Annotated in this window: 25 protein-coding genes and 1 tRNA gene; 6 read left to right on the top strand and 20 right to left on the bottom strand. The window is 59.8% G+C overall.

The features are described 5' to 3' along the window. Positions 1-31 precede the first annotated feature (31 nt). Complete coding sequence (locus MGEO_RS04705) at positions 32-1,894, top strand: sigma 54-interacting transcriptional regulator (protein WP_085635538.1); 1,863 nt, start codon at positions 32-34, stop codon at positions 1,892-1,894. Between the two features lie 7 nt (positions 1,895-1,901). On the opposite strand, the gene MGEO_RS04700 is transcribed toward MGEO_RS04705, so the two are convergent. The 13 genes from MGEO_RS04700 to MGEO_RS04640 all read right to left on the bottom strand — a co-directional run bounded on the left by MGEO_RS04700 (position 1,902) and on the right by MGEO_RS04640 (position 15,342). After that, positions 1,902-3,185 (bottom strand): TRAP transporter large permease, encoded by a 1,284-nt coding sequence (locus MGEO_RS04700; RefSeq protein ID WP_085635537.1) that lies wholly within the window; start codon positions 3,183-3,185, stop codon positions 1,902-1,904. Further along, the gene (locus MGEO_RS04695) at positions 3,182-3,730 is read right to left on the bottom strand and encodes a TRAP transporter small permease subunit (RefSeq protein WP_085635625.1); all 549 of its coding nucleotides are present in this window, start codon (positions 3,728-3,730) and stop codon (positions 3,182-3,184) included. The genes MGEO_RS04700 and MGEO_RS04695 overlap by 4 nt, the downstream gene beginning before the upstream one ends. Positions 3,731-3,754: 24 nt before the next feature. Continuing rightward, positions 3,755-4,786 (bottom strand): TRAP transporter substrate-binding protein, encoded by a 1,032-nt coding sequence (locus tag MGEO_RS04690; RefSeq protein WP_085635536.1) that lies wholly within the window; start codon positions 4,784-4,786, stop codon positions 3,755-3,757. A gap of 24 nt (positions 4,787-4,810) precedes the next feature. After that, positions 4,811-5,632 (bottom strand): putative hydro-lyase, encoded by an 822-nt coding sequence (locus tag MGEO_RS04685; RefSeq protein ID WP_085635535.1) that lies wholly within the window; start codon positions 5,630-5,632, stop codon positions 4,811-4,813. 93 nt (positions 5,633-5,725) lie between these two features. Further along, complete coding sequence (locus tag MGEO_RS04680; protein ID WP_085635624.1) at positions 5,726-6,604, bottom strand: LysR family transcriptional regulator; 879 nt, start codon at positions 6,602-6,604, stop codon at positions 5,726-5,728. A gap of 125 nt (positions 6,605-6,729) precedes the next feature. Continuing rightward, entirely contained in the window at positions 6,730-8,598 is a 1,869-nt protein-coding gene (locus tag MGEO_RS04675) for an FAD-binding monooxygenase (RefSeq protein WP_085635534.1), read from the bottom strand. Positions 8,599-8,601: 3 nt separating this feature from the next. After that, complete coding sequence (locus MGEO_RS04670; protein ID WP_085635533.1) at positions 8,602-10,197, bottom strand: acyl-CoA dehydrogenase family protein; 1,596 nt, start codon at positions 10,195-10,197, stop codon at positions 8,602-8,604. Positions 10,198-10,205: 8 nt separating this feature from the next. Then, positions 10,206-11,507, bottom strand: coding sequence for a TRAP transporter large permease (locus MGEO_RS04665; RefSeq protein ID WP_085635532.1), 1,302 nt, complete (start codon positions 11,505-11,507; stop codon positions 10,206-10,208). Beyond that, positions 11,504-12,049 carry a TRAP transporter small permease gene (locus MGEO_RS04660; RefSeq protein ID WP_233139629.1) on the bottom strand — a complete coding sequence of 182 codons (546 nt, stop codon included), beginning with the start codon at positions 12,047-12,049 and terminating at the stop codon, positions 11,504-11,506. The genes MGEO_RS04665 and MGEO_RS04660 overlap by 4 nt, the downstream gene beginning before the upstream one ends. 21 nt (positions 12,050-12,070) lie before the next feature. Further along, positions 12,071-13,192 (bottom strand): C4-dicarboxylate TRAP transporter substrate-binding protein, encoded by a 1,122-nt coding sequence (locus tag MGEO_RS04655; RefSeq protein WP_085635530.1) that lies wholly within the window; start codon positions 13,190-13,192, stop codon positions 12,071-12,073. Positions 13,193-13,214: 22 nt separating this feature from the next. Then, on the bottom strand, positions 13,215-14,093 hold the full coding sequence (locus MGEO_RS04650) for an amidohydrolase family protein (protein WP_269845875.1): 879 nt from the start codon (positions 14,091-14,093) through the stop codon (positions 13,215-13,217). Continuing rightward, positions 14,090-14,563, bottom strand: coding sequence for a MarR family winged helix-turn-helix transcriptional regulator (locus MGEO_RS04645; RefSeq protein ID WP_085635529.1), 474 nt, complete (start codon positions 14,561-14,563; stop codon positions 14,090-14,092). Before MGEO_RS04645 ends, MGEO_RS04650 begins: the two co-directional genes overlap by 4 nt. Next, positions 14,560-15,342, bottom strand: a complete 783-nt coding sequence (locus tag MGEO_RS04640; protein ID WP_085635528.1) for a crotonase/enoyl-CoA hydratase family protein — start codon at positions 15,340-15,342, stop codon at positions 14,560-14,562. The genes MGEO_RS04645 and MGEO_RS04640 overlap by 4 nt, the downstream gene beginning before the upstream one ends. A gap of 99 nt (positions 15,343-15,441) precedes the next feature. Between MGEO_RS04640 and MGEO_RS04635 the strand changes: the two genes are divergently transcribed. Together MGEO_RS04635 and MGEO_RS04630 are read left to right on the top strand one after the other, a co-directional pair. After that, positions 15,442-17,280 (top strand): feruloyl-CoA synthase, encoded by a 1,839-nt coding sequence (locus MGEO_RS04635; RefSeq protein WP_085635527.1) that lies wholly within the window; start codon positions 15,442-15,444, stop codon positions 17,278-17,280. 21 nt (positions 17,281-17,301) lie between these two features. Further along, the gene (locus tag MGEO_RS04630) at positions 17,302-18,063 is read left to right on the top strand and encodes an SDR family NAD(P)-dependent oxidoreductase (RefSeq protein ID WP_085635526.1); all 762 of its coding nucleotides are present in this window, start codon (positions 17,302-17,304) and stop codon (positions 18,061-18,063) included. A 134-nt stretch (positions 18,064-18,197) separates the two neighbouring features. On the opposite strand, the gene MGEO_RS04625 is transcribed toward MGEO_RS04630, so the two are convergent. From MGEO_RS04625 to MGEO_RS04610, 4 genes are all read right to left on the bottom strand, one after another. Further along, a tRNA-Arg gene (locus MGEO_RS04625) sits at positions 18,198-18,274 on the bottom strand. A gap of 80 nt (positions 18,275-18,354) precedes the next feature. Continuing rightward, positions 18,355-19,737, bottom strand: coding sequence for a sensor histidine kinase (locus tag MGEO_RS04620; RefSeq protein WP_085635525.1), 1,383 nt, complete (start codon positions 19,735-19,737; stop codon positions 18,355-18,357). 24 nt (positions 19,738-19,761) lie between these two features. Next, positions 19,762-21,180 (bottom strand): dihydrolipoyl dehydrogenase family protein, encoded by a 1,419-nt coding sequence (locus tag MGEO_RS04615; protein WP_085635524.1) that lies wholly within the window; start codon positions 21,178-21,180, stop codon positions 19,762-19,764. Between the two features lie 2 nt (positions 21,181-21,182). Continuing rightward, entirely contained in the window at positions 21,183-21,917 is a 735-nt protein-coding gene (locus MGEO_RS04610; RefSeq protein WP_085635622.1) for a TVP38/TMEM64 family protein, read from the bottom strand. 505 nt (positions 21,918-22,422) lie between these two features. Here MGEO_RS04610 and rpmH point away from each other — a divergent pair. From rpmH to yidD, 3 genes are read left to right on the top strand one after another with little or no spacing between them, the layout of a single operon-like run. Then, positions 22,423-22,557, top strand: a complete 135-nt coding sequence (rpmH, locus tag MGEO_RS04605) for a 50S ribosomal protein L34 (protein ID WP_005980833.1) — start codon at positions 22,423-22,425, stop codon at positions 22,555-22,557. A gap of 28 nt (positions 22,558-22,585) precedes the next feature. After that, positions 22,586-22,990: a ribonuclease P protein component gene (gene rnpA / locus MGEO_RS04600; protein WP_085635523.1), complete on the top strand. Its 405-nt coding sequence runs from the start codon at positions 22,586-22,588 to the stop codon at positions 22,988-22,990. After that, positions 22,987-23,205: a membrane protein insertion efficiency factor YidD gene (yidD, locus tag MGEO_RS04595; RefSeq protein WP_085635522.1), complete on the top strand. Its 219-nt coding sequence runs from the start codon at positions 22,987-22,989 to the stop codon at positions 23,203-23,205. The genes rnpA and yidD overlap by 4 nt, the downstream gene beginning before the upstream one ends. A 306-nt stretch (positions 23,206-23,511) precedes the next feature. Here yidD and argF read toward each other — a convergent pair whose 3' ends face one another. The 3 genes from argF to truA all read right to left on the bottom strand — a co-directional run bounded on the left by argF (position 23,512) and on the right by truA (position 26,703). Further along, on the bottom strand, positions 23,512-24,438 hold the full coding sequence (argF, locus tag MGEO_RS04590; RefSeq protein WP_085635521.1) for an ornithine carbamoyltransferase: 927 nt from the start codon (positions 24,436-24,438) through the stop codon (positions 23,512-23,514). A 10-nt stretch (positions 24,439-24,448) separates the two neighbouring features. Beyond that, a complete protein-coding gene (locus tag MGEO_RS04585; RefSeq protein ID WP_085635520.1) occupies positions 24,449-25,630 on the bottom strand; it encodes an aspartate aminotransferase family protein in 1,182 nt (393 codons plus the stop codon). Between the two features lie 302 nt (positions 25,631-25,932). Then, positions 25,933-26,703 (bottom strand): tRNA pseudouridine(38-40) synthase TruA, encoded by a 771-nt coding sequence (truA, locus tag MGEO_RS04580; protein ID WP_085635519.1) that lies wholly within the window; start codon positions 26,701-26,703, stop codon positions 25,933-25,935. Between the last annotated feature and the right edge of the window lie 65 nt (positions 26,704-26,768).

The raw sequence follows: 26,768 nt of genomic DNA, 5'->3' as shown, positions 1-26,768 counted from the left end.
CACTTCTGCGCCGCAGAATATTTTCTACCCCATGATCACCGAAGCGCACCTGTCCGATTCTCTGCTGTCCGCTGTCCCTGATGCGGCGATACTTCTGGACACGTCCGAAGACAGAATTGTCGGCTGGAACAAAGGCGCGCGGGATCTGTTTGGCGCAATCTCCGAAGATGACCCCCGACCGAAGTTTTCATCCTTTCTCGGAAAGGCACTCGGGAAATTCGTCGTATTTGTCGCCGAGGTCGATCACCGAGGCGAATGTTGGACGCGCGACGTCCCCATGAACGCGCTCAATGGTAAGCCTTTGCACTGTGAAATCCGTGCAAGGACCGTGCCTGACCAGGAGGGATACCTCTTCCTGTCCTTCACTGACCTCGAAGCATTCGAAAAGCGCACTCAACTTGCGGAAACTGCGGAACTCCATCGCGCCGGGCTTTCGGAATGGAAACGGGCCGAGAGTTTTTTTGCCGAACTTGAACGGCAGAACCAGTTGATCCTGAACGCGGCTGGTGAGGGAATTTATGGCGTCAACGCAGAGGGAAAGACCACCTTTGTGAACAGGGCCGCACAGGAGATGCTGGGCTGGACGACGCAGGATCTGCTTGGTCGCGACATTCACTCGATGATCCACCACCACCACCTTAACGGTGAGGTTTATCCTTCGCAGCAATGCCCGATCTATCGGTCCTTTCGCTTCGAGCAGGTTCACCGGATCGAAGACGAGGTCTTCTGGCGCAAGGACGGCAAGCCGATCCGGGTCGAATATGTCTCGACGCCCATTTACGACCAGCAGGTTCTGGCGGGTGCTGTTGTGATCTTTCGAGACATCACGGAACGCAAGGAAGGTGAACGGAAGTTGCGCGAAGCACTTGATGAAGTGGCTGCCCTGCGCGACCGGCTTGAGCAGGAAAACGCGTATCTCCAGGAAGCGATCACCTCAGAACGGGCCCACCATGACATCGTCGGCATCTCACCTGCCGTCCGTCAACTTCTGACCCGGATCGATCTTGTGGCGAAAACCGACGCCAGCGTTCTGATCGATGGGGAGACGGGGACCGGCAAGGGCCTGGTCGCCACTGCGATCCACAAGGCGAGCGAGCGATCACGCCGTCCTCTGATCCACTTCAAATGCGGGTCGGTCGGTGCAGACGCGGTCGAAGCCGAACTCTTTGGTCAGGTACGCGGTGCAATCGCCGGAGCAATGCGCGACAAGCCTGGCAAGCTCGAACTTGCCCATGGCGGCACGGTATTTCTCGACGATATCGACGAATTGCCAATCGAGGTGCAGGGTCGATTGCTGCAGGCTCTGCAAACCTCGACAGTGACGCGTATGGGCGACACACGACCCAAAAGTCTGGACATAAGAGTGATCAGCGCCATGACGATGGCGCCGGAGAAAGCGGTGAGCCGCGGCAGAATGCGTGAGGACCTCCTTCTGTTTCTCAACGTGTTCCCGATCACCTGCACCCCGTTGCGAAACCGTTCCGAAGATGTGCCGGTTCTTGCCAGCCATCTTCTGGACCTTGCATGTCGACGGCTGAACAGGCCGAAACCGGTCATCACGGAAAAGACGATGAGCCAGTTGATGAGTTACAACTGGCCGGGAAATGTCCGTGAATTGAGAAACGTGATCGAACGGGCGACGATTGTCTCGAATGGGAGAAAACTGATCCTCGAACTGGGACATGGAGGGTCGGACCCGCAAACCGGTCAAACCGCCATCCGCACCGAGGCCGAGATGCAGGCAATGCAGCGCGACAACATCATCGCGTGTCTGCGTGAAACCCATGGCAGGGTGTCCGGAGCAAACGGCGCAGCGGCCCTGTTGGGGATAAAACCAACCACGCTGTATTCCCGTCTCCGGGCGCTCAATATTTCCGAAGCCGATTGGGCCTGACCGTCATCTATTGCAATGCGTTCGGCAGGAAGAGCGCGATGGCCGGGAACGCAATCAGCAGAAACGCCATCGCCAACATGGTCAGGCAATACGGCAGCGCGCCAAGCATCACCTCGTTCAGGCTTCCGGATTTTCGCGCGCCCTGCACAACATAGAGGTTCAGACCGACCGGAGGCGTGATCAGGGCCATTTCGATCAGAACGATCATCAGGATACCGAACCAGATCACGTCATAGCCCTGCGCCACGACCAACGGGACGATGATCGGAATTGTCACCACCATCAGCGACAGAGTCTCGATGAAGAAGCCCAGCACGATGTAAAGGACGACGACGACAAGGATCGTCTTGAGAGGCGTCAATCCAAGGCCCGTCATGAAGTCGGTCAACTCGCGTCCCAATCCAGCAGATGCCAACGTGAAGTTCAGGAATGAGGCGCCAATCACGATCAGCATGATCATGGAGGTGATTTTCACGGTTCCCGTCAGGCTTTGGTGCAGCATGTCCCAAGAGACACCTCCGAATGCAAAAGCGATCAGGAACGCGCCCGCGACGCCGACGGCGGCAGCTTCGGTCGGCGTCGCCCAGCCAAGATAGATGGAGCCGACAATCAGACCAAACAGGATCAGGATCGGCACCAGATCGACCAGCGCACGCAGCATCAGCGAAAACGGAAAGGTCCGGCGCACGCCACCCAGATCAGGACGGATCAGGCAGATGATGGCTGTCACAGCCATGAACGCTGCTGCCAGCAGAATTCCCGGTATCAGACCAGCCAGAAACAGTTGCGGAATGGATGACTGGGTCAGGAAACCATAAACAATCAGGTTGATCGAGGGCGGGATCATGATCCCCAGCGTACCGCCTGCCGCAATCGCACCGGAAAAGAGCTTGGCATCATATCCCAGCTTTTCCGCCTGCGGCATAGCCACAGTGGCGACTGTGGCAGCGGTCGCAACCGAAGACCCCGACGTGGCCGAAAACATCGTGGCGGTTGCAACGTTGGCGTGGACCAATCCCCCCGGAAGCCAACTCACCCAACGGTCAAGCGCGGCGTAGGTCCGCGTGGCAACCCCACTGCGGACGAGGATTTCACCCAACAGGACGAAGAAGGGAATGGCGATAAGCGTGGCAGAGTTTGATGACGACCAAACCATGTTCCCCAAGCCTTTCGACAGGGGAAACGAGGAAAAGAAGACGTCAATCCCGAAGCCGAGAAGGAACAGCACGATACCAACGGGAATGGACAGGGCCAGCAGCCCAATCAATCCAACAGAGACGTAAGCGATCATTGTAGGCTCTCCTGCTCTGCGAACGCACCTACAAAACCCTCGGTCTCGGAATGGCGGCGTTTGAGCAACAGGCTCAGCGCGGCAAGCGCAATCAGGGACGCCATGAATGCGAACCAGACCCAACCTGCGAACCATGGAAGTTGCACCCAGATCAGCGGCGTCTCAAGCGGCGTGTTCGCGCGGGATCCGTTCACCAAGGACCGCTCAACCACGGGCCAGGCCTTCACCGCGATCATCACGACGACTCCGGCCATGACGATCATGGAGAATACATCAAACAGCGCGCGACCAAAGCTGCCGACCCGGCTGCGTAACAGGTCAATCCGAACATGGCCCAACTCAAGCAGGGTAAAGGACATGCCCCAAGATGTCGCGAGCGCCATTGCATAGCCCGCGATCTCTTCCGTGCCTCCAAGAGACGTGCCGATCTGGCGCATGACGATATCGGTCAGCACGAACGCTGCACAGAGCAGGAGCCCCATCCCAACCGCAAGAGCGATCCCGCGATTGATGCGCCTGAGCGTCTCGATAATCGTCAGTTCCATCTTCGACACGTCCCTGATGTTGCGTCAGTTGATCGTCACACCGACAACCTGGCCCACACTTTCATTCCAACGCTTGGACCAATCCCCACCTGCGCGTTCCGCCCAGTCGGGAAGAACTTCGCTTGTGAGGATTTCGCGCGCGCGCTCAAAATCCGCATCGCTGACGTCGACAAGCGTCATTGACCGGGCATCGCCCGCCGGACATGTACCATTGCCGGTCAGACACGCGATGTCATTAACCAGAGCATCCTGAGCGCTTGCCCAGGCCGGATCTTCAAATCCGCTTGCAACCTGCTCTGTGATGAGCGCCTGCATGTCGGCACTGAGACCATTCCACTTGTCGAGGTTCATTGCCGTCACGACCGAGTCCCAACCGCCAAGAGGAATAGGCAGCAGATGAGTCGAGACTTCCCACCACCCAGCACTGTAACCCGAACCAGCCCCGGTCACCGCGCAATCGACGACACCGTTCTGAAGCGCACCCGGAACCTCCGAGAACGAAACGTTCACACCTTCCGCGCCAAGCGCTTCAAGGAGTTTGGCGGTCATCCGCCCCGATGCCCGAACCTTCAGACCCTGAAGGTCGTCCAGTCCGTTGATTTCAGCGTTACAGAACACGACCTGCGGCGGATAGGGCGCGATGGCGAGAACGTGGGAATTGAACCGGTCGTGGAAGATGTCGGTCACCATAGGCCGCGCCGCATCGACCATGGCGCGCGCCTCGTCTGCTGTCAGTGCCAAAAGCGGAACATCCAGCCCCTCAAGTTCCGGGGCATCCGCAACGGCATAGTCAGCAACGGTCATCGCGACATCGTAAACCCCCTGCCCCAGCAAAGGGTAAATGTCCCCCAATCCAAGGCTCATCTGATTGTGGGTTGTGAGTTCGACCGTGATGTCCCCACCCGATGCTTCGGGGAGCGTCTTGCTCCAGAACGGAGCCTCGTACTGGTTGTGAAGTGGCAGGCTCGACCAACTCCCGACAACGGCGATGTTTTCGGCAAGAACCGGCGAGGCGAGGGCCGTGCCGGCGACAAGGGCGGACAGAAGGTTTTTCATTTTGGGTCTCCTCGTTGGATGAATTCAGGCATTTGGAAGGATTGTGGTTTCGGCGTCTTCAGCGACGTCTGAAACCAGCATGTGACCGGGAGAATGGGTGATACAGATGGGCAGCGCCGCCCCGAGCAATACGTTCTGGGGCGTCACGCCACAGGCCCAGTAGACCGGGATTTCACCCGGACGGATCTCAACTGCATCCCCCCAGTCAGGACTCGCAAGATCGGAAATACCGATCTCGGACGGATCGCCAATCGCAATCGGGGCACCATGTGCCTGCGGATAACGCGCGCTGATCTCGATGGCCTGCGACACCTGGTCTTCGGGGATGGGGCGCATGGTGACGACCATCTTCCCGCTGAAAGGCCCCGCAGGGACCAGATCGATATTCGTACGGTACATCGGCACATTGCGCCCGGTTTCGATATGGCGCACGGGTACTCCGTTGCGCAGCAACGCGTTCTCGAAGGTGAACGAACACCCAAGGGCAACAGTCACGAGATCATCCGACCAGTGCTGCGAGATATCGGTGACCTCCTCAGAGAAAGCACCGTCCAGAAACACGCGGTATTTGGAAACATCCGTGCGAATGTCGATGTCGGGCGCAAGCGTCGGCAAGGCCGGATTTCCCGTGTCGCCGACTCCCACAAGTGGGCACGGCTTTGGATTTCTCTGGCAGAACCGCAGAAAGTCGAGCGCATACGTCTCTGGCAGGATGGCCAGATTGCACTGCAGTTTTCCCGCGGCAAGGCCCGCCGTATGCCCCGTGTACGAATCCGAGCGGATGGCAGCACGCAGTTGGGATGCCGTCGATGCGACAAGATCTGCGTGTGAATAGGAAGTGGTCATACCGGCAGCCCCCGCTGTTCGGAAAGACCATCACACGAGCCTACTCTTCCGCGCAAATTATCATATTATATCAACAGCGATAGATTATTCTTATCAACCGGGGTGAACTCTGTCCCATTCCTGTGCGACTTTCCGGGCGATCTCCGCACTGGTCTCCGCAAGGAAACTTCGAGGCTCCGACAGATAGGACGCTGTGAAAAACAGTGGCTTGGGCGTGAAGCCCGGATCGAATTCCACGATCTGACCGCTCTCAAGAAACGCATTGGCAAGAGCCCGTGGATAGGGCCCCACAGCGATACCGGCAGCGATCATCTTCAGGCTCGCAGACAGCGAAGCAGACGAGTAAATGCGCAGCTTTGGGCCAACGCGCCGTGTCAATTCGGATACGAGTTCGCGGTACGGCCGGGTTTGGGTCGAATAGGAAATCACCGGAATCTCGGCCAGATTTGTTTGTGGGTTCGCTGTCGCGCGATACCAGTGCAGGTCGAACGGAGGCAGGTCCACGTTTTCGACACTGAATTCCGAAACCGGCCCCATCAGAAACGCGAGATCGAGCCTGCGTTCCAACAGAGCCGCCCGCAGATTGATGGAGATATCAACCGTCAGATCGACATTGACCCGCGGGTATTTCTCGCTGAACGACTTGAGGAAATCAGGCAACCAGGCCTGCGCAACGGTTTCGGACGCTCCGACACGGAACAGGCCCTCGGTTTCTGAAGGATTGGCAACCCGTTGTTTTATCTCTTCTTCGACAAAGAGCATCTGTTCTGCATACGAAAGCAAAAGCGTACCGTGCTTTGTCAGAACCAGATCACCCGGCCCCCTCTCAAACAACGGAACCTTCAATTCGTGCTCGAGATTCGAAATGCGTGTCGATACGGCCGGTTGCGACAGATGCAAACGCTCCGCCGCCTTGCGAAACCCACCAAGCCGCGCCACCCAAAGAAAGGTGCGGATCTGATCGAAGGTCATGGGCATCCATTATTTTGATCGATAATGGTATGTTCTTATAAAACGCGCTGCGCGGCAAACACCCTTTTCGCGTTCAGTGCTCAGCAGACCGCAATCATCATCAAAGCCGGATCGAGATCCCAGTCCTAAATCAGATTGGCCTCGAAATAGCTGTGAAACCGATCCAAAGCATCAAGAGGCATCACGTCCGCGACGTACTGATCGGGCCGGACGATAACGAGGCAACCTTGATCGCGATCCAGACCACGCAGGTCGAAAATGTCTTTCGAGGGATCGGCGCAGAAGACTTTTTCGTAATCGACAAGTCCCAACCGCCCCTTCGTCGGACGCAGGATCGCAGGAATATCACTGACGTCCAACTCTGTGTGAGCCTCTTGGAAAATTGCGCGCAGGTCGATGACGCTGTCTGCGTCATCGACATCGCGGGAAAACTGCACAACCGGAGAACGCGGGTCGGATTGAAGAAATTCAGCGAACCTGCACAAACCTTCGCCAGCGCGATCCGCAAAGGCATAGACCCGCCATCGCCCGTCCGCGAGAAGTGTGTGCCCCAGTTCCATCGGCTTTGCGTCTGCATGTCGGATGACCGGTACTGACTGAAATCGCATACCAATCGGGTAGCCTGCCGCTAGGCTTTGATGCTCGGCGTCACCGGTCAGGCGCGAAGGTTTATAACAAACTGCAGTCCCAGCCGTGTATCGGCCATGTTCAATGAAATAACTCTGGAATTTCGGCGCAGCATCCGGTGTGGTTTCATCGGCACGCTCGGTCAGGACCTTGGTCCATTCGCGATCGAAATCAATCAGATCCTGAGCCACCGCCTGCCGCTCCTCGGAATAGGTCCCAAGGAGTGAAGACGGGCTGCGCCCTTCGAGCACAGCGGCCAGTTTCCAGCCAAGGTTGAACGCGTCACCCATCGAGACGTTCATACCCTGCCCTGCTTTGGGACTGTGTGTGTGGCAGGCATCCCCCGCGATGAACACGCGCGGCTGCCGCATGCCGTCACCATCGTCAAACCGGTCGGTCAGCCGCTGGCCGATCTCGTAGACAGACCACCACGCAACGTCCCTGATATCCAGCGTGTAGGGCGCCAGTATTCGGTTGGCTGCCCTGATCAGATGATCCGCGCTGATCTCTTTGTTCCTGACACGTTCATCCGGTGCTAGCTTGTCCATCTCGATATAGAACCGCGCAAGGTAGCCACCTTCCCGAGGGATCAAAACGATATTCCCGTCATTTTGAGACTGGATCAGGCACTTGAACCGAATGTCCGGGAAATCGGTGACCGCAAGAACATCCATGACGCCCCAGGCCTGATTGGCGAAATCCCCCACCATCGTGCGCCCGATTTGGTCGCGCACGGCACTGCGAGCGCCGTCACACCCGACGACATACTGCGCTCGCACAGCAACCTCTTCCGTATCTCCCGAGGCCAGGGTTCGTGAGATCCTGACCGAAACCGGATATTCGCCCTGCTCATCCACTTCGAGGTCGAGCAGGCGGCAGTTGTAATCGGGTTCGAGCCTCGACGGCGAATTGCGCATGATCTCCAGATACATATCGTGTATCCGCGCCTGGTTCAGAATGACGTGAGGCATCTCCGACAGCCCCTCTTCAACGTCCTTGACCCGCCCCGCACGGGTGATCTGCCCGGGCATCTGCGCATCAGGTTTCCAGAAAGTCGTCTCATTCACCCAGTACGCCTCACGCAACACGCGATGCGCAAAACCGAATGCCTGAAACATTTCCATCGACCGAACCGAAACACCATCTGCCTGTCCACGTTCCAGAGGGCCATTCTTGGCTTCGATGATCCGCGTCGTGATTGACGGAAAGGCCGCAAGTTGCGCCGCCAGTGTCAGGCCGGCAGGTCCACAACCGACGATGAGAACGTCAACCTCTGGCGGGATCGAAGCTCCGGTTGCCTCTGAGCCGGGCAGCGGGTCATGCAGGTCGGGATCTCCGGGGCGAAAACCGTTCAGGTGGAATTGCATCGGTCACTCCTCAAAGACGCGGTTTTGATTGGCTTCGAACATCGCCCGCGCGATTTCGCGGTCCAGACTTGGAAGGGCAGAGCACAGGAAAGACCTGGCCGAATGACTGTCAGGCATCCTCGCGCACATCCATGCCTGCACCATGATCCATCCGGCACGCATGACGGGCTCAGCCATCGCGATCTGAGCCACTCGCGACGCCGGTTTCACCCGGGTGTCAAAGAAAGTCCGGAACTGATCGATCACTTCGCGCGCGGGCGGCATGCCCGCCGTTTCCTCACAGGCGCGATCGAGCATGTCTTTCAGTGCCGCACCGTCTTTCGCCAGGCACTGTCGAAGCACGAAATCCTGCGCCTGCATCCCCGTCGTGCCCTCGTAAATCGCGAAGACGCGGGAATCCCGCAGCGCCTGTTCGACCGGGTAATCTGTCGTATATCCGCTGCCACCGAGAACCATGATCGCACGGCCTGCGGTATCGAAACCGAGCTCGGCACCGAAATTCTTGACCAACGGCAAAAGAAGCGCGCTGCGCTGTGCCATGCTTGGATCGTCCTCGCCAAGGTCAGCAGCAATTGCGGTTTCGACCAGCGCCAAACGGAACAGATCAATCGGGGTCTTCATCTCATCCAGTTGGCGGCGCACATCCGGATGGGTGATGATCGGAACCGCCGGTGCGGCGGGATCGCCGCCCTGGCGACGGACCATTGCATGTTCATACGCCGCAGCATGACAGGCTTGCGCCGTTCCAAGACCCTGACACGCCACCATGAGCCGCATGTGACGGATCATGGTAAAGAGTTGCGGCAATCCACGACCCTCTTCCCCAACAAGCGTCGCCGGCGCGTCGTCAAATCCCAATGCACAGGTTGGTGACCCGTGAAGCCCGAGTTTCTCTTCGATCCTCAAGGTGGTCACACCCGGACCCGCCTCCACCAGAAACAGGCTCAATCCCCGTGTTCCGGGAACATCCGACGTTCGCGCCAACAGGCAATGACCGATCCGGGAAACCATGTCGTGGTTCCCGAATGAAATCCAAATCTTCTGACCACTGACCCGCCATGCGTCAGCCACACGCCGGGCTTTAGTCCTGATGCGTCCCACGTCAGATCCTGCTTCCGGCTCCGAGATACAGATCGTCGCCGTCGCATCCCCGGCGATCAAATCAGGTACCCAGTCGGCCCGCGTGTCCTCATCGGCCCATTCGCTTAAGAGTTTCGCGGCCGCCCGGCTGCCACCCGCCGCCATCATGAACGCAGGGGAAGCTGTCTCGAACAGCTGGTTCGCGGCAACGAACAGCGCGAGCGGTAGTCCCTGACCGCCAAATTCCGGCGCCTGTTCCATGCCAAGCCAACCGCCATCAGCCAAGGCCCGATACGCCGACCGGTATTCCGCAGGGACCCGCACGGAACCGCTGTCAAAAACCGCGCCAACCCGATCTGCGATGCTGTTGAGTGGCGCAATCACGTCACCTGCGATTTTCGCGGCTTCCCCAAGGATCGCCGCTAAGTCGTCGTCTCCGAACCCCCCTCGCATCTTGCGCCACTCGGGCGTCGCAAGGATCGCGTTCTGCATGGCGTCAGCGTGGGTCTGGAAATTCATACGCGGCCTCAGATCAAAGAAGGAAGAAACAGGATCAGACCGGGCAGGACAATCGCGATGGCAACAACGATCACGTCGGCCAGAAGGAACGGGATGACACCTTTGAAAATCTGCGTGACCGTCGCGTATTCGCTCGCGACATTTCTGATCACAAAGACGTTCAGCCCAACAGGTGGAGTGATCATCCCGATCTCAAGCAGCTTCACGACAAGAACGCCAAACCAGATCAGGTCGATACCCTCGGCGCGGAAGATCGGCAGCAGAACCGGCAACGTCACCAGCAGCGCTCCGAAAGGTTCCATGAACATGCCCAGAACGAGGTAGAGCAACACCACGATCAGCATCAGCTGGAAGTACCCCAGTTCAGCACCACTGACGAGGTTCGAGATCGCGCCGGTCAGCCCGGTAAGCCCCAGAAAGCGCGTGAACATGGCCGCACCGATGCCGATGATGAACAGCGATGCAGAGGTTGTCAGTGTTTCCAAAAGCGCCGACCTGAAGACCCGAAAACTCAGACGGCGCGTTGCAGAAGCAATCGCAATCGCCCCAACCGCTCCGACGGCACCTGCCTCTGTCGCGGTAAAGATGCCCGAAAACAACCCGCCAAAAACGATGACCATCAGCAGCAGGACGGGCCAGATTTTTCCAACCGCTTCAACAGCGCTGAGATTCGCGGCATCGATCGGTCGCGGCGGTGCGATGTCGGGCCTGAGCCAGGACATCAGCAAGACCACCACGGAATACAGCAACGCAGTCAGCAACCCTATCGTAATGCCGCCCATGAACACCTTGATGACCGAGGTCTCGGCAAAGACGCCATAGACGATCATGAGGATCGAGGGCGGGATAAGCGCACCGATGGTGCCTCCTGCGGCGATGGCCCCGGTGGCGAATGACGGAGAGTAGCCTGCGCGCACCATTTCGGGCACGGCCATGCGGCCCATGGCGGCAGCCGTTGCGAGGGACGACCCGCACACCGCTGCAAATCCCGAGCACGCGAAGATGGACGAGATCGCCAATGCCCCGGGCACACGGCGCAGCATCGCTTTGGCCGCCTCAAACAGCCCGGTCGTCAGGCCTGCATGGTAGGCCACGAACCCCATCAAGAGAAACATCGGCACAGCCGACAGGGTCCAGTTGGAGACGAACGAGAATGGTGTATTTGCAAGAATTCCGATGGCTGGCGTCACGCCAAGGAGCAGTGTCACGCCTCCGAACGAAACCGCGATCAGGGCAAGCGCCACCGGCACCCGAAGCGCCAGCAGAATGAACAGGCAGATCACCCCGTATAGGCCGGTCTCGACGCTCATAGCGGTTCGTGCGTGGTCTGGCGTTCGACGAGACGCAGCGCCGTAACGACTGCGGCCAGAAAGAAACCCAGCGGCGGAAGGAAGTATGCGGGCCAGGTCGGGATCGGGATATTCTGTGCAAGCACGAATGTGCCAGCCGCAAAGGTCTTCAAGGACGCTTCAAACGTGACCCAAGCCAACATGCCATAGATCGCCGTCGAAATCAGCGCGACGAGCTTTTCCGAAAGCCAGTACGACCGAGGTCCAAGGAAACCGTCGATCACCTCGACCCGCACCATGCCACCGGACCTTTCCAACCAAGCCAGTGGAATGAAGGCCAAAGCAACCATGTAGTAATTGGTGACGATCTCGTAGGTCGCCGGCACGGGCTGGTTGAGCGTGTTGCGCAGGGCCACATCACTGATGATGTGCAGCATGAGCGCAACGATGGCGATTGCGCCGATCACCGCCAGAGCGGAAAGCGCGAAATCGCGTAGGCGCGAGAAAAGCCCCATCGGTCCTGTCCGTTCCTGAGTGGCAATGGTGTCGGACGGCGAACCCAAAGGTCGCCGTCCGGTGTCGGATCAGCTGCCGTACGTGGAGGTATCCACTTTCGACCAGACTTCCTGGTAGACGCGCTCCGCCATGGCTTTCGGGTCGTCATTCACTTCAGCGGCAATGGCTTCCCATTTGGAAACAAGACCCAGAAATTCCTGAATCTGCGCCGGTGCATCTGAAATGCCGAACTGCTCTTGGCTATAGGTGCCCGCAGTCTCGATATCCGCCTCAACAAAACTTGCGATCTCACTGACCAGTGCGGGGTCAGCCTCGATGAACTCGATCCCGGCTTCATTGGCCGCCGCTTCCGCAATATCCGGGATTTCATAACCCCAGCGGTTGGTGAAATCGGCGTTTGCGCGATTGGCGGCGCGCACCATGGCATCCTTGTCGTCCTGGCTCAGGCTCGCCCAGGTGACGTTCGAGACGGTAAAGTTCGACGTTGAGATGTAGCCTCCGATCGGAACCTTGGTGATGTGCTTGGCCACTTCCACAAGGCGGAACGCCAGCAGGTCACCAACCGAGGCCATGGTTCCGTCGATGGTCCCCGAATTCATGGCTTCGAACTGATCGAACACGGACATCTGCACCGGCACCGCTCCGAAATTCTCGGCCAGACGCGCCCAAGGCGCGCCACCCGAGCGCAGTCGGAGTCCCTGAAGGTCTGCAGCCGTCTTGACGGGTTTCGTCGTGATGAACTCGTAAAGATCAGATGCGCCCGAGCCGAGATACACAAATCCAAGGTTTTTCATCTCGTCCTGGCAGGGCGCGCAGTTCACGATGAACTCAGTCATCGCTGCGCCCATGGCATGTGGGCTCTTCGACGTCAGCGACAATTGGCCAGTCACCGACATCATCGGCAGATCCGCAGGGAAATAGAGCGGAAGAAGGTTACCGACCTCCGCAACCTGGCTCTGGAGAGCGTCCTTCATCTGTAGGAGGTTCACAACCTCGGGTCCAAGGATGGTGGCCGTCAGCGATCCGCCGGATTCCTGTGGCAGATACGCGGCAAAGTTCGTGTACATCGTGCCATTGGCCGGGTGGGCTGGCGGAGCAGCAGGTGCAATCCGGATGTCACGCGCATGGGCAGCCGTCACCGCCAACACGGCAGCGAGTGCGAGCCCGGTCGTCTTAATCAAGCTTTTCATGTTTTCCTCCCTAAGATCGCCCTCAAAGGCCCAACAGCCTCAGCGCGTTGTCCTTGAGGATGAGAGGGCGCACCTCATCCCTGAACCCGGCCTTTTCGAAATCGGCAAGCCAACGGTCGGGTGTGATGGCAGGCCAGTCGGACCCAAAAAGCATCTTCTTCCGGAGCAGCGAGTTCGCGTATTTCACCAGGATTTCCGGAAAATATTTCGGGCTCCAGCCGCTCAGATCGATGTAGACATTCGGCTTGTGCTGGCAGACGGCCAGCGCCTCTTCCTGCCAAGGGAATGACGGGTGCGCCAAGATGATCTTCAGGTCCGGAAAATCCACGGCCACATCATCGACATGCATCGGATTCGAGAATTTCAGCCGCATCCCCATGCCGCCCCGCATCCCCGAACCCACGCCAGTCTGCCCAGTGTGGAACAGCGCAATGGCCCCGGCCTCCTGGATCGCCTCGTAAAGCGGGTATGCCATGCGATCATTCGGAAAGAAGCCCTGCATCGTAGGATGAAACTTGAAGCCCTTTACGCCGTATTCGGCCACAAGCCGTTTCGCCTCGCGCACCGCCACCTTGCCCTTCCAGGGATCGATCGAGGCAAACGGGATCAGAACATCCGAGTTTTCTGAACAGATACGGGCGACATCATCGTTCGAGTACCGGCGGAAACCGGTTTCCCGCTCGGCATCGACCGGAAAGATCACCGCCGCAATGTTCCGCTCCCGGTAATACGCAGCCGTTTGCTCGACCGATGGAAGCATCCCTTCGGCACCGGCAGGATTCTTGAAATAGGCGGCCATGCCCGCCTGAAATTCGGTATAGCCGTCATCCCGAGGTCCGCAGCATGGCTCTTCGGCATGGGTGTGTATGTCGATTGCCCGAATGTTCGCCACATCGATCATTTGGGGTCCTCCATGCCGTTGAACACACGCAGGAGCCGTACCAGTTCCGAAAAGTCTGAATCGCTCAGCCCGATGTTTTCATCTGCCAGATAGGTCGTGAATTCCCGCTTCTTTTCGGTCACAAACCGCTCCCCAGCCTGCGTCAGTCGCAGACGGACGGACCTGCGATCGTCTTCCGGAATGACGCGCTCCACAAGCCCGGCATCCACAGCGCGACTTACCAGCTTGGTCATGTGCGCCGGTTTGATGTGGATCCGGCGCGCGATGTCCCCCTGCTTTGCATCAGGGTTCAGGCTGATCAGCCAAAGCACGGTAAACTCACCCGGCTTCAGCCCGTGATGAGAAAGCTTCTCGTAAAAGACTTCAAACACCCGCAACTGCGAAAGACGCAGCAACAAACCCAGGGAATGGCCCATTTCCCCGAACTCGATTTCCGCTTCAGACGATTTCGGCAACACCTGCTTGTTCATGCGCCATCATCCCCCGGCTTCGAAACCTTGGCCGCTTTCTTTGCAAGAAACGCGTTCAACCGCGCCTCGGCCTCTGGGCTGGTCGCGGTAAAGGACGCGATGAAGCTCTCGACAAAAAGCCCGTCATCGCTCGACATATCCTGAATTCGGGGCAGCGCGTTGATGACGGCGTAGTTCGAGATCTCCGCGTTGGTCGCAGCCTTTTCCGCCAGCGCAACAGCACGCTCCAGAGCCGTGCCCTCGGGCACGACATATTGCACGAGGTTCCACGCCTCTGCAGTTGCCGCGTCGACAGAGCGACCCGTCAGCATGAGATCCGTCATACGCGCCACGCCCATGAGCCTCGCGGCCCGTACCGACCCACCACCACCGACAAAAATGCCGCGCTGTCCCTCGGGCAGGGCGAAAAAGGCGGTGCTGTCCGCAACCCGAACATGCGTCGAAGCCGCCAGTTCAAGCCCGCCCCCGACAACAGCCCCATGCAGCGCAGAGAACCAAGGCAACCGGCCACGTTGAATCCGATCAAAGACGCGATGCCACTGGCGCGACCCATGCACGCCCTCGAACGGAGTTTTCTTCACATGCTCTGCCAGATCGAGACCAGCGCAGAAATGCGGCCCAATCCCGTGAATCACACCAGCTTTTGCATGCGTCTCGGCCTCGGCAACCGCAGCCTCAAGCTCTTCAACGAATGCGTCCGAAATCGCGTTTCGTTTCTCCGGGCGATTGAGGCCGATGAGGGCAATATCGCCCCGCGTTTCTGTCGCAAGATAGGTCATTCGCGTGGCGCGCCGGCCGCCTCCAGATTGCTTGATCGAAAATACTATCCATGGAAAACATTTTCTTGTAAACAAAAATCGTCGGAGGGAGGATCGGCGTTGGCAAATTCAAATAAGCAGGAACTCTGGGATCCGGTTGTCCGAAGCGAAACCCGTTCCGACGGCAGCATTCTTGTCTGGACCGAAGAAGAGCTTGCTGCATACCCCCGCTGCATCACCGAACGCTTCATGCATTGGGCCGCAACGACGCCGAACCGTGTCTGGATGGCGGAACGCACCGTCTCGCGGGACATCGAAGAGATCACCTATGCCGAAGCAGCCAGGAAAATCCGCGCGATAGCCTCGGTCCTTGTCGCGAGAAATCTGTCCCCCGAAAAACCTCTGCTGATCTTGTCAGGAAACAGCATCGCCCATGCCCTCATGGCGTTGGCCGCCCAGCATGTCGGCGTTCCCTCAGCGGCCCTTGCACCGGCCTATTCGCAAAGCGGCGGTGACTATCTGAAATTCCGTGATGTCGTTCGCCAACTGACCCCCGGAATGATCTTTGCCGACAACGCAAGCGTGTTCGCACCGGCGATCGAGGCCGTCATCGATCAGGACGTACCGGTCGTGTCTGTCGAAGGCCATGTCTCCGGGCGGGAAAACATCCGCTTCGACGACCTAACCTCGGCCGCGCCCAGTGCTCAGATGGAAGCCGAACATGCCAAAGTCGGCCCAGATACGGTGGCGAAGTTCCTGTTCACATCAGGGACCACGGGCTCACCCAAGGCCGTCATCCAGACGCAAAGGATGATCTGTTCGAACCCGCAGATGGATGCGCAGTGTTATCTCTTCATGAATGACGAACCGCCGACGGTTGTGGACTGGGCACCGTGGAATCACACCGCCAGCGGCAACCGCGTATTTCACATCGTGATCTATTTCGGCGGCACTTATTACATCGACGACGGTCGCCCCACCCCCAAGGACATTGGCCGCACCATCGAGAATCTTCGTGAGTTCTCTCCGACATGGTACTTCAACGTTCCGCTGGGATACCAGATGCTGCTCGATGCAATGGAAACCGACCTGCAGCTTCGGGACACGTTCTTCGCCAAACTGAAAATGCTGTTCTACGCCGGTGCCGGCATGAGCCAATCCGTCTGGGACCGCCTGACGCGCGTGGCGCAGGAGATGATCCCGGGCGGTGTTCCACTCTGCACCGGCTTCGGCGCCACCGAAACCGGTCCTTCCGCGCTTCTCTGGCACAGGAAGGAAGATCGGGCAGGCAACCTGGGCGTTCCTCTGCCCGGCGTCATCTTCATGCTTGTGCCTGACGGCGACAAACTCGAAGGCCGCGTAAAGGGCCCGTCCGTAACACCCGGATATTGGCGCAATACCAAACTGACGACGGAAGCCTTCGACGAAGAAGGCTTCTATCGGTTCGGAGATGCTTTCCGCTTTGTCGAAGACGGAAATGCTGCAGCCGGTTTCTACTTCGATGGCCGGGTTGCGGAGAATTTCAAGCTTGCTTCCGGAACATGGGTGGCCGTCGGCCCTCTCCGCGCCCGGCTGGCCGACGATCTCAAAGGACTGGCCACCGACACAGTGATCGCCGGAGAAGGTCATAACGAACTGGGTGCTTTGGTGCTTCCCGACTGGGCGGCGCTCAAGACACTTGCGGGTGACAGGTCCCTTAAAGGCGAAGCCCTGCTCAACCACCCCGCGGTGCGCAGAGTTACCACAGAACGGCTTCAGGATCACGCCAACCGCGCGACAGGGTCCGCCTCCCGGGTTATGCGCGTGATGTTCATCGATGTGCCGCTGTCCTTCGACAAAGGCGAAGTCACCGATAAGGGATCGATCAACCAGCGCGCCGTGCTGCGCAACCGCGCGGACCTTGTGGATTGCCTTTGGTCTGATGATCCACGGGTGATTTCGCTCGGCAGTTTAAGGTAGCTCCCAACTCAAGAGGCTCACATGGATATTCACGGCACTTCCGCTTTGGTCACGGGGGCCGGTTCTGGTCTGGGCGAGGCCACGGCACGGCATCTGGCCACTCTCGGCGCTCAGGTCGCAGTCCTCGACCGAAGCGGCGACCGTGCCGATGCAGTCGCCAGAGAGATCGGGGGGCAAAGCCTGGTTGCCGACGTTGCGGACGAAACGGAAATGAGCGCGGCATTTGACAGATTGGCCGCCACACAGGGCAGCCCCCGGATCGTGGCGAACTGCGCCGGAATCGGAACCGCCGGGAGGATTGTTGGTCGTGACGGACCACTGTCTCTGGCCGACTTTGAAAAGGTCATTCGCGTCAACCTGACAGGAACCTTCAACGTGATGCGCCTTGCAGCCGCCGCGATGCAGTCCCTGCCCGCGCTTGAGGACGACGAACGGGGCGTCATCATCAACACTGCCTCTGTCGCTGCGTTCGAAGGGCAGATCGGACAGGCGGCCTACTCCGCGTCCAAGGGTGGGATTGTGGCAATGACCCTTCCCGCAGCCCGCGAGTTTTCCCGGTTCGGCATACGCGTGAACGTCATTGCGCCCGGCATTTTCCTAACGCCTCTGCTCTACACTCTGCCCGAAGAGGCCCAGGCTGCGCTGGCGGCAGACATCCCCTTTCCACACCGCCTGGGAGACCCGTCCGAATTCGCCCGAACAGTCCAGTTCTGTGCCGAAACCGCTTATTTCAATGGTGAAACGATCCGTCTGGACGGCGCCGTTCGCTTGAAGCCCAAATAGCAGAATACGGGCAAATAGTACCCTTGCCGCAGGTCATCCCGGCTCTGCAAACGACGGTCGAAAACGCCCGGAAAGACGTTATGCCATGCCAAAGGCCAATTGGGTTTGCCGGAGATGATCAAGAGTTGGGAAAGTGGCGGACCGAGGAGGATTCGAACCCCCGACCCCTTGATTCGTAGTCAAGTACTCTATCCAGCTGAGCTATCGGTCCACGAGGCGTGGAAATAGACGCAGTGTCGGGGTGATGCAAGGGCAAATTCCAAGAAATCTGCGCGGATCTCGTCTGCGTCTTCAGCTTAACCCGCCCATCGGCAAACGGATACGGAAAGCGGTCCCTGTTTCGTCTGTTCGTACAAGACTCAAAGTGCCGCCGTGGCCCCGCACCAGTTCCTCCGCAATCGCAAGTCCAAGGCCCGAACCACCCTTGCGCGCTCCCCCCTGGAAGGGTCGGAACAGGTATTCGACCGCTTTCGGCGGCAATCCCGGTCCGGTGTCGGTCACGTCGATGCACCACGCGTCGTCACACAGCTTGGCCGAAACATTGATCTCACCGGGCTCTCCTGTCCCGATGATGGCCTGACGGGCATTGCGCACAAGATTCGACAGCACCCGGTACATCTGTTCCGGATCGGCCCGCACCATGAGATTGCCGGGAACATCTTCGCTCAGGCTCAGATCGAAATCGCCGATTGCCAGCCTTTCGCTGTCGAGAACGTCAGACACGAGTTGCGCAAGATTGAACAAGGTCAGCGTCGGCGCAGGCTCTTCCGCCCGCCCGAAAGCCAGAGTGCTTTCGCACAGCGATACTGCGCGGGTGATGGAGTTTACCAGTTTCGGCGCCATGCGCTTGACCGCCGGATCCTCGCTCATCTCGATCCGGTCGGTAAACAATTGGGCCGAGGTAAGGATGTTTCGCAAATCGTGGCTGACACGGGCGACGGCACCCCCCAATTGCGCCAATCGCTCCTTCTGCTTGAGCGCCTGCGTCAGCTGCGTCTGCAAGCTTTGCAGCGCTTCTTCTGCTTCCCGAAGTTCGGTCACGCTGGCGGAAGGCTGGATGATCCGCCGCGCATCCTCGGGGGCCTTGGCATAACTTTGCATGTGCCCGACAACCCCTTTGATCGGCTTCACGAGAAGCACGCGCACCGCAAGGAACAAGAGACCAGCAGTCACAATCGAAATAACCGCCGACAGCAGGAGGATGCGCAGCCCGTAGTCGATCATAGCCATGCGCAATTCGCCGGTATCCAGCGTGATCTCGATCAGCAGACCACCATCGCGGAACGGATTGCCAATCACGCGGATGGTCTCGTTCTCAGGTTCGATCAATCGGGCCATGGCGTCGCGGATCAGGCTCAGCGCCGTCGCTTCCCGCAGATCGAACGTTTGCGCCACCTCTCCAGGCATCGGAGAAGAAAGCACCAACTGTCGCAATTCATCGCGCCGCAGCACCACGTTGAACACACCGGCATTGAGAAGAAGCTCTTCTTCCAGTTCGGTGTCGATCATGTCATCCGCAAGCAAAGCCAGTGAGGCGATCTGCGCGCGTTCCAGCCGGTTTAACAGAAAGTCTTCCCTGTACCGCGCGATCGAGGGCACAAAGATCAGGACCTCTGCCAGCATGACAAAGACAGTGGTCAGAATAAGGAAACGGCCGGACAGCGAATTCAGCATATCGATCTCCGCCCGTCCGTCACATCAGGGCAGCCATTTCTGAACAAATCCGACAACTTTCTTCACGGTATCACTTTCGAACAGTCGAGGTGAGAAATAAGCCCCCGCAGCCCGTTTGTTAAGTTCCCCGATGGTGGGATAGGGCGCGACCATGCCAGCAATCTGCCCCATCTTCATCTTGTTTGCGATCACCAGCGCCCAAAGGTTGATAAGCTCTCCCGCCTGTTCCCCGGCAATCGACGCGCCGACCGGGCGCCCCTTGACCACCATCACCTTGATCAGACCCCGCGTCTTGCGCTCGGCAATGGCGCGGTCGTTGTGGCTGAAGTGGAAGCGCACAACCTCGAGTTTGGTTCCATGCTCCTTGCGCGCCTCGGCTTCGGTCAGCCCCACCTGCGCAAGTTCCGGCTGGGTATAGGTGGCCCAGGGAATGTGCCGCGTCGTTGCCTTGGAGGGCAGACCGAACAGCATCGACCGGATGATCACACCGGCATGGTATCCGGCAACATGGGTGAATTGCAGCCCACCCGCCACATCGCCAATCGCATAGACTTTCTTGTTGGACGTGCGCATCGACGCATCGACCCCGATCCCCGAACGCGTCGTCTTGATGCCAGCCTTTTCCAGATCGAGACCCTCGGTATTGGCGCGACGCCCCACGGCGACAAGGATATGCGTGCCCTTGAACACGCGCCCATCCTCGGTCTCGACCTCGATCGCCCCCTCGACCCCACGCACCTCTCTGGCGTTCGAGCCTTCCGCGATCTCCAGCCCCTCGTCACGCAGGCTGTCGAGCACAATCTCGGCCAATTCCGGGTCATCCTTACCAAGCGCCTTGGCCCCTTCGATCACCGTCACCCTTGACCCGAGCCGCAAATGCGCCTGCGCCATTTCCATCCCGATCGGCCCGCCGCCGATTACCAAGAGATGCTCTGGCTGTTCGCGCAGCTCCCAGAGCGACTCGTTCGTGAGGTAGGGAACACTGTCCAACCCGGGGATCGGCGGCACAAAGGGCGATGATCCGGTCGCAATGACCACCCGACGCGCGGTGATGCGATACGGACCCGCCTCGACCTCGGTCGGGGAGACAAAGCACCCGAATTCACGGATCACCCGAACGCCCAGCCCTTCGAACCGCTCCTGGCTGTCGACCGGTTCGATCTGGCTGATCACATCCGCCACGTGATCCTTCGCCGCCGCATAGTCCACCTGCGGCGTGACGCTGGCGATCCCGTAGCGATCCGCGTGGCGCATCGCATGGGCCGTCTTGGCCGAGGCGATCAGCGCCTTAGACGGAACGCAGCCATAGTTGAGGCAATCCCCCCCCATCTTGTGCGCTTCGAGCAGGACCACGCTGGCCCCCATCTGCACCGCACCCGCCGCCACCGATAACCCGCCCGAGCCTGCGCCGATCACCAACACATCCGTCTTGATCGTTTCCATGATCACAGCCCCTTCTTGCCGCGCAGCGCTTTCAGCACAATCGGCAGCGCCGCCAGCGCACAGAGGCCCAGGATCGGCAGCAATATATGCGGCTCGAAAATGATCCCCAGATCAGGCGTCTCGCCGCGGGCAAAGACCTCGCCCAGACCGGCCCCAACCGAAGTATAGACCACGCCCCCCGGGATGATCCCAAGGAACGTGGACACAAAAAACCGGTAGAGCGGCACGCCCACCAGCGCAGGCACGAGGTTCGCCACGAAAAACGGTACCGCCGGCACAAGCCGGATCAGGAACAGCATCGACCACTGGTTCTCATCGATCCCATCCTTGATCTTGCGCACGGCACCATCGCTCGCATCCATCCGGGCCGCCAGACGCTCTCCCAACCCATAGCGCGCTGCCAGAAAGATCACGGTCGCGCCGACCGTTGCGGCCAACACATTGAACAGCGCACCGGGGAACACCCCAAACAGAAACCCGCCGGTCAGCGTCGCAATCGTTGCGCCCGGCAATGAAAACCCGACGATCACCACATAGGCCAGCATGAACACGCCCGCCGTGAGCAGGTAATTGGCATCGCGGAACGCCTCCAGCGCCTCGCGGTTCGCGGCCAGCGTCTCGAAACTCAGATAATCGCGCAGCGTGATCGCACCGACCAGCGCCACCGCGCCAATCACGACCAGGGGCGCGTATCGCTTCCACGCGGGGGTGTCTCGGGTCTCTGTCATATCCGTCATGTCATACAGGCCCGTTCGGGCCGCCTCTCCAGATGATGTGTCTGCGTTGTCCAAAACATGACCCTTGCAGCCCCGCTGCAACACCCGGTTCACGCCCGCTTGATCCGGCGCTCAGGATTACGTGAGAATCCGGTCAGGATCGCGCCGGATTGAAACAATCCCGGCCAACGCCGCCGCGCTTTGTTGCAATCTGTGTCAGACCCACACGCCCCCGTGTGCCAATGTTTCAATCCACAGCCAAATCCGCGCGGTTCCACGCCTCTTCTCTGTTTTAAAAATACCTCGGGGGAGTCGCCCATCGGGCGACGGGGGCAGCGCCCACATGAGCGTTTCGCAGCGGAACGCACAGGATGCGGGACCGCATCCTGCCCCTGAGAGAGAAAATCACCGGAAATCCGCGACACAGCGTTTGACAACCCAAAGTCACCTGCCTATAGCACGGGCTTCGAACACACCCGGTCGCCGAATCCGCGCGGCCCGGCCCGATCAAACGGAGTTGGACGCGATGAAACGCACCTATCAGCCCTCGAACCTCGTTCGCAAGCGCCGCCACGGCTTCCGTGCGCGCATGGCCACCAAGGCTGGCCGCAAGATCCTGAACGCGCGCCGCGCCCGTGGCCGCAAGTCGCTGAGCGCGTAAGCGTCCGCGACACATCAGGCAAACTGACATGACACCGCCGGAGGCCTCCTTGGACACAAGGGGAAACACGCCTCCGGCGGTGTTGTCATGTCCGCCTGTCACCGTACTGCGCCACCGCGCAGATTTCCTCCGCGCCGCCCGCGCCCTGCGCCGGGGCACGGACGGGATGCTGGTGCAGGCCCGTGACCGCGATGACGGCGATCCGACGATCCGCGTCGGCTACACCTGCTCGAGGAAAACCGGCAACGCTGTCGCCCGCAACCGCGCCAAGCGGCGCCTGCGCGCCGTGGTCGCCGAAGCGCTGCTGCCCGGCGCACAGCCCGGCTGGGATTATGTGCTGATCGGCCGCCCCGGCGTGACCATCGACCGGGATTTCCAGGCGCTCAAGGGCGACCTGATCTACGCCCTGCGCAAGATCCACACTGCACCATGACGTGGCCTGCCCGCATCCTCGCTCTGCCGGTCAAAGCCTACCGCCTGATCTTCAGCCCATGGGTCGGTCACAACTGCCGATATCACCCCACCTGCTCTGCCTACGCACTTGAAGCCCTGGAAAAACACGGCGCGCTGAAGGGCGGCTGGCTTGCCGCAAAACGCATCGCGCGGTGTCAGCCCTGGGGCGGCTCGGGTGTCGACAATGTGCCCTGACGCATACCCCGGGCAGCTAAGTCATACCTGAAGCATTTCCGCCGAAACTCCTCGCCAGCAAGGAGCCTGGCCGCAGTTGAGTTGATAAATGCCCTCGATGACGAATTCACCGCTTCGTCCGGCGCAAATGTGAATGTCTCGGCGGCCTTTCCATTGCGGACGCGACCATCACCCGCAGCGACACATCTCTCAATGGACCTGCTGCACGCCCCTGCCAGTAAGTGCGGCAGACGCGCGCGCCTGACCGCACTGAGGAAAGCACACCGCATTGCCAGACGAAAAGCGCGGTACGGGTCTCGCCCGGTGTCACACCCCCAGGCAGTAACGCATGATCGCTTTCTGGGCATGCAAACGGTTCTCGGCCTCGTCAAAAATGACGGACTGGGGCCCATCCATCACTTCGGATGTCACCTCTTCCCCGCGATGCGCCGGCAGGCAGTGCATGAAAAGCGCATCCGGCTTGGCGTGGCTCATCAGGTCTTCGTTGACCTGATAGGGCCGCAGCATGTTATGCCGCCGTTCCTTGGCCGACTGCGCATCGTGCATCGACACCCAGGTGTCCGCGACCACCAGATCGGCCCCCTCAACCGCCTTGAAAGGGTCCCGCTCGATCGTCACCGAAACACCAGCATTTCGCGCCAGCCCGACGAATTCCATCTCCGGATCAAGCTGCACCGGCCCGGTGAAGGTGAAATCGAACCCGAACTGCGCCGCTGCGTGCAGGAAAGACGCGCAGACATTGTTGCCGTCGCCGCACCACACCACCTTCTTGCCCTTGATCGGCCCGCGATGTTCTTCATAGGTCATCACATCCGCCATGATCTGGCAGGGATGGGTGCGGTCAGTCAGCCCGTTGATCACAGGCACGCTGGCATAGTCCGCCATCTCTTCCAGCACCGCCTCGTCGAAGGTACGGATCATGATCAGATCGACATAGCGGCTCAACACGCGCGCCGTGTCGGCAATGGTTTCACCATGGCCCAGTTGCATGTCCGACCCGGACAGCACCATCGTCTGCCCGCCCATCTGACGCACACCGACATCAAAGGACACCCGTGTCCGCGTCGACGGCTTTTCGAAGATCAATGCAACCATCCGACCGGCCAGCGGAAGTTCATCATCCGGCGCACCTTTGGGACGCCCGTTGCGGCTGCCCTTCATGGCGATGGCCTGATCGATCACCGACCGCAGATCGCCCGCATCGGTTTTGTGAATATCCAGAAAATGCTTCATAATCCTGTCCTCAGCCCTGCGCCTCACGCACCGCGTCCGCCGCGAAATCCAGACGGTTCACCGCCTCAGAGATCTCGTCCTCGCTGATGTTGAGCGGCGGCAGCAGCCGCACCACATTGTCCGCTGCCGGCACGGTGATGACACCGCATTCATACCCCGCCTTGACCACGTCGGCCGGCGCCACCTTGCACTTGAGCCCGATCATCAGGCCCACGCCACGCATTCCTTCGAACACGTCCGGATGCGCCGCAACCAACCCTTCCAGCTTCTGCCGCAGGAACCCGGCCCGCGCGTTCACCGTCTCGAGAAACTCCGGCGTGCTCACGATGTCCATCACCGCGCAACCCACCGCACAGGCCAGCGGGTTGCCGCCATAGGTCGATCCGTGGGTGCCCGCCGTCATGCCCGACGCGGCCTCTTCGGTGGCCAGAACGGCCCCAAGCGGGAAGCCACCGCCGATGCCTTTGGCGACCATCATGATGTCCGGCGTGACACCGGTCCATTCATGCGCAAACAGACGCCCCGTCCGCGCCACGCCGCATTGCACCTCATCGAGGATCAGCAGGATGCCTTTCTCGTCACACAGCGCACGCAGCCCCTTCAGGCACTGATCGGGCAACGGACGAATTCCGCCCTCACCCTGCACCGGTTCAATCAGAATCGCGCCAACCGTCTCATCGATTGCGGCATGCAGCGCGTCATGGTCACCCCAGCCCACATGCGTGAACCCCGGCAGAAGCGGCGCGAACCCCTTGATCATTTTCTCAGAGCCCGCCGCGGCAATCCCCGCCGACGACCGCCCGTGGAAGGATCCGCCGAACGTGATGATCGTGGTCTTCTCGGGATGGCCCTTCTCGTACCAGTACTTGCGCGCCATCTTGACCGCGAGTTCGCAGGATTCCGTCCCCGAATTGGTGAAAAACACCGTATCGGCAAAGGTGCTCGCCACCAGCTTGTCGGCCAGCGCCTGTTGCTGCGGGATTTCGTAAAGGTTCGACACATGCCACAGCTTCTGCGCTTGCTCGGTCAGCGTTTGAACCAGTGCGGGATGGGCATGGCCCAGCGCGTTCACCGCAATGCCCGCGCCCAGATCGAGGAAACGTCGCCCGTCCGCCTCGATCAGCCAGGTGCCTTCGCCCTTCACAAAATGAAGCGGCGCGCGGGAATAGGTCGGCAAGACAGAGGGGATCATGGGAAACCTCATTTCAGGAAGCCCAAGCCGTGCCAAGCGGCGCGGGCCAAGTCAACGGAAAGGATGTGAATTCAGACAAAAGGTGACGGATCGCCCACAGTTCGGGGCGGCAGAACAAGATCAGATGTCTCGTCGGATATCGGTCAGATGTGTCATGACGTGTCTCATCGGGCAAAACCGACCGCAAGACAAGTCCCATTCTTCTCTGTTTCACAAATACCTCGGGGTCTGGGGCAGAGCCCCAGGCAGATTTTTCAAAAATCTGCATCCCCCGCGCTAGGCCCTACGCCACGCAACCAGGCTCAACGCTGAAACGGATCGTCCGGATAGCCGACACCAACAAGATACAAGCCCTGAGGCGGACAGACCGGCCCACAGGCCGCGCGATCCCGTGCGTCCAGGGCCGCCTTCACATCTTCCGGCGCCCACGCCCCGGCCCCAACACGCTCCAGCGTTCCGACAAAGCTGCGCACCTGGTTGTGCAGAAAAGACCGCGCGCGCAGACGGAATTGGAACTCCGTGCCCCAATCGGTCTCCAATTCGCGAATATCCAGCGCATCCAGAGTTTTCACCGGTGATGCCGCCTGGCACATCGTGGACCGGAAGGTGGTGAAGTCATGCAAACCGATCAGGTGCCGCGCCGCCTCCTGCATGGGTGCCAGCTCCAGATCGTGTTTCACCTGCCAGACCTGTCCGGCTTCCAGCGTCAGCGGCGCACGGCGCGACACCAGTCGAAACAGATAGCGCCGTTCCATTGCCGAGAACCGCGCATGCCAGTCGCCCTCGACCTCGGCCGCATCGACAATCGCCACCGGCAGCGGTTTGAGATGGTGGTTCAGCGCCTCCGACAACCGAAACGGCGACCAGTCCTTTTGCAGATCGCAATGACAGACCTGCCCGCGCGCATGCACACCCGCATCCGTCCTCCCGGCGGCCGCTATCGTGTGCTCACCCGGCTCAAGTTTAGCCAGCGCGGCTTCGATTGCGCCCTGCACCGACGGGTGCTCGGCCTGCCTTTGCCATCCGGCAAAGGGCGCACCATCATATTCGACTTTCAGGGCAAATCTGGGCATGCGCCCCGCTTATCCTGACGAAATGCGCCGAACAATCCCCCTTGCACAGCACTGGTAACCAAGGA

This window comes from Marivita geojedonensis (assembly GCF_002115805.1).
Lineage (GTDB): Bacteria > Pseudomonadota > Alphaproteobacteria > Rhodobacterales > Rhodobacteraceae > Marivita > Marivita geojedonensis.
Note: the sequence above shows the minus strand (reverse complement) of the source record. Positions and strands in the feature narration are given on the sequence as shown.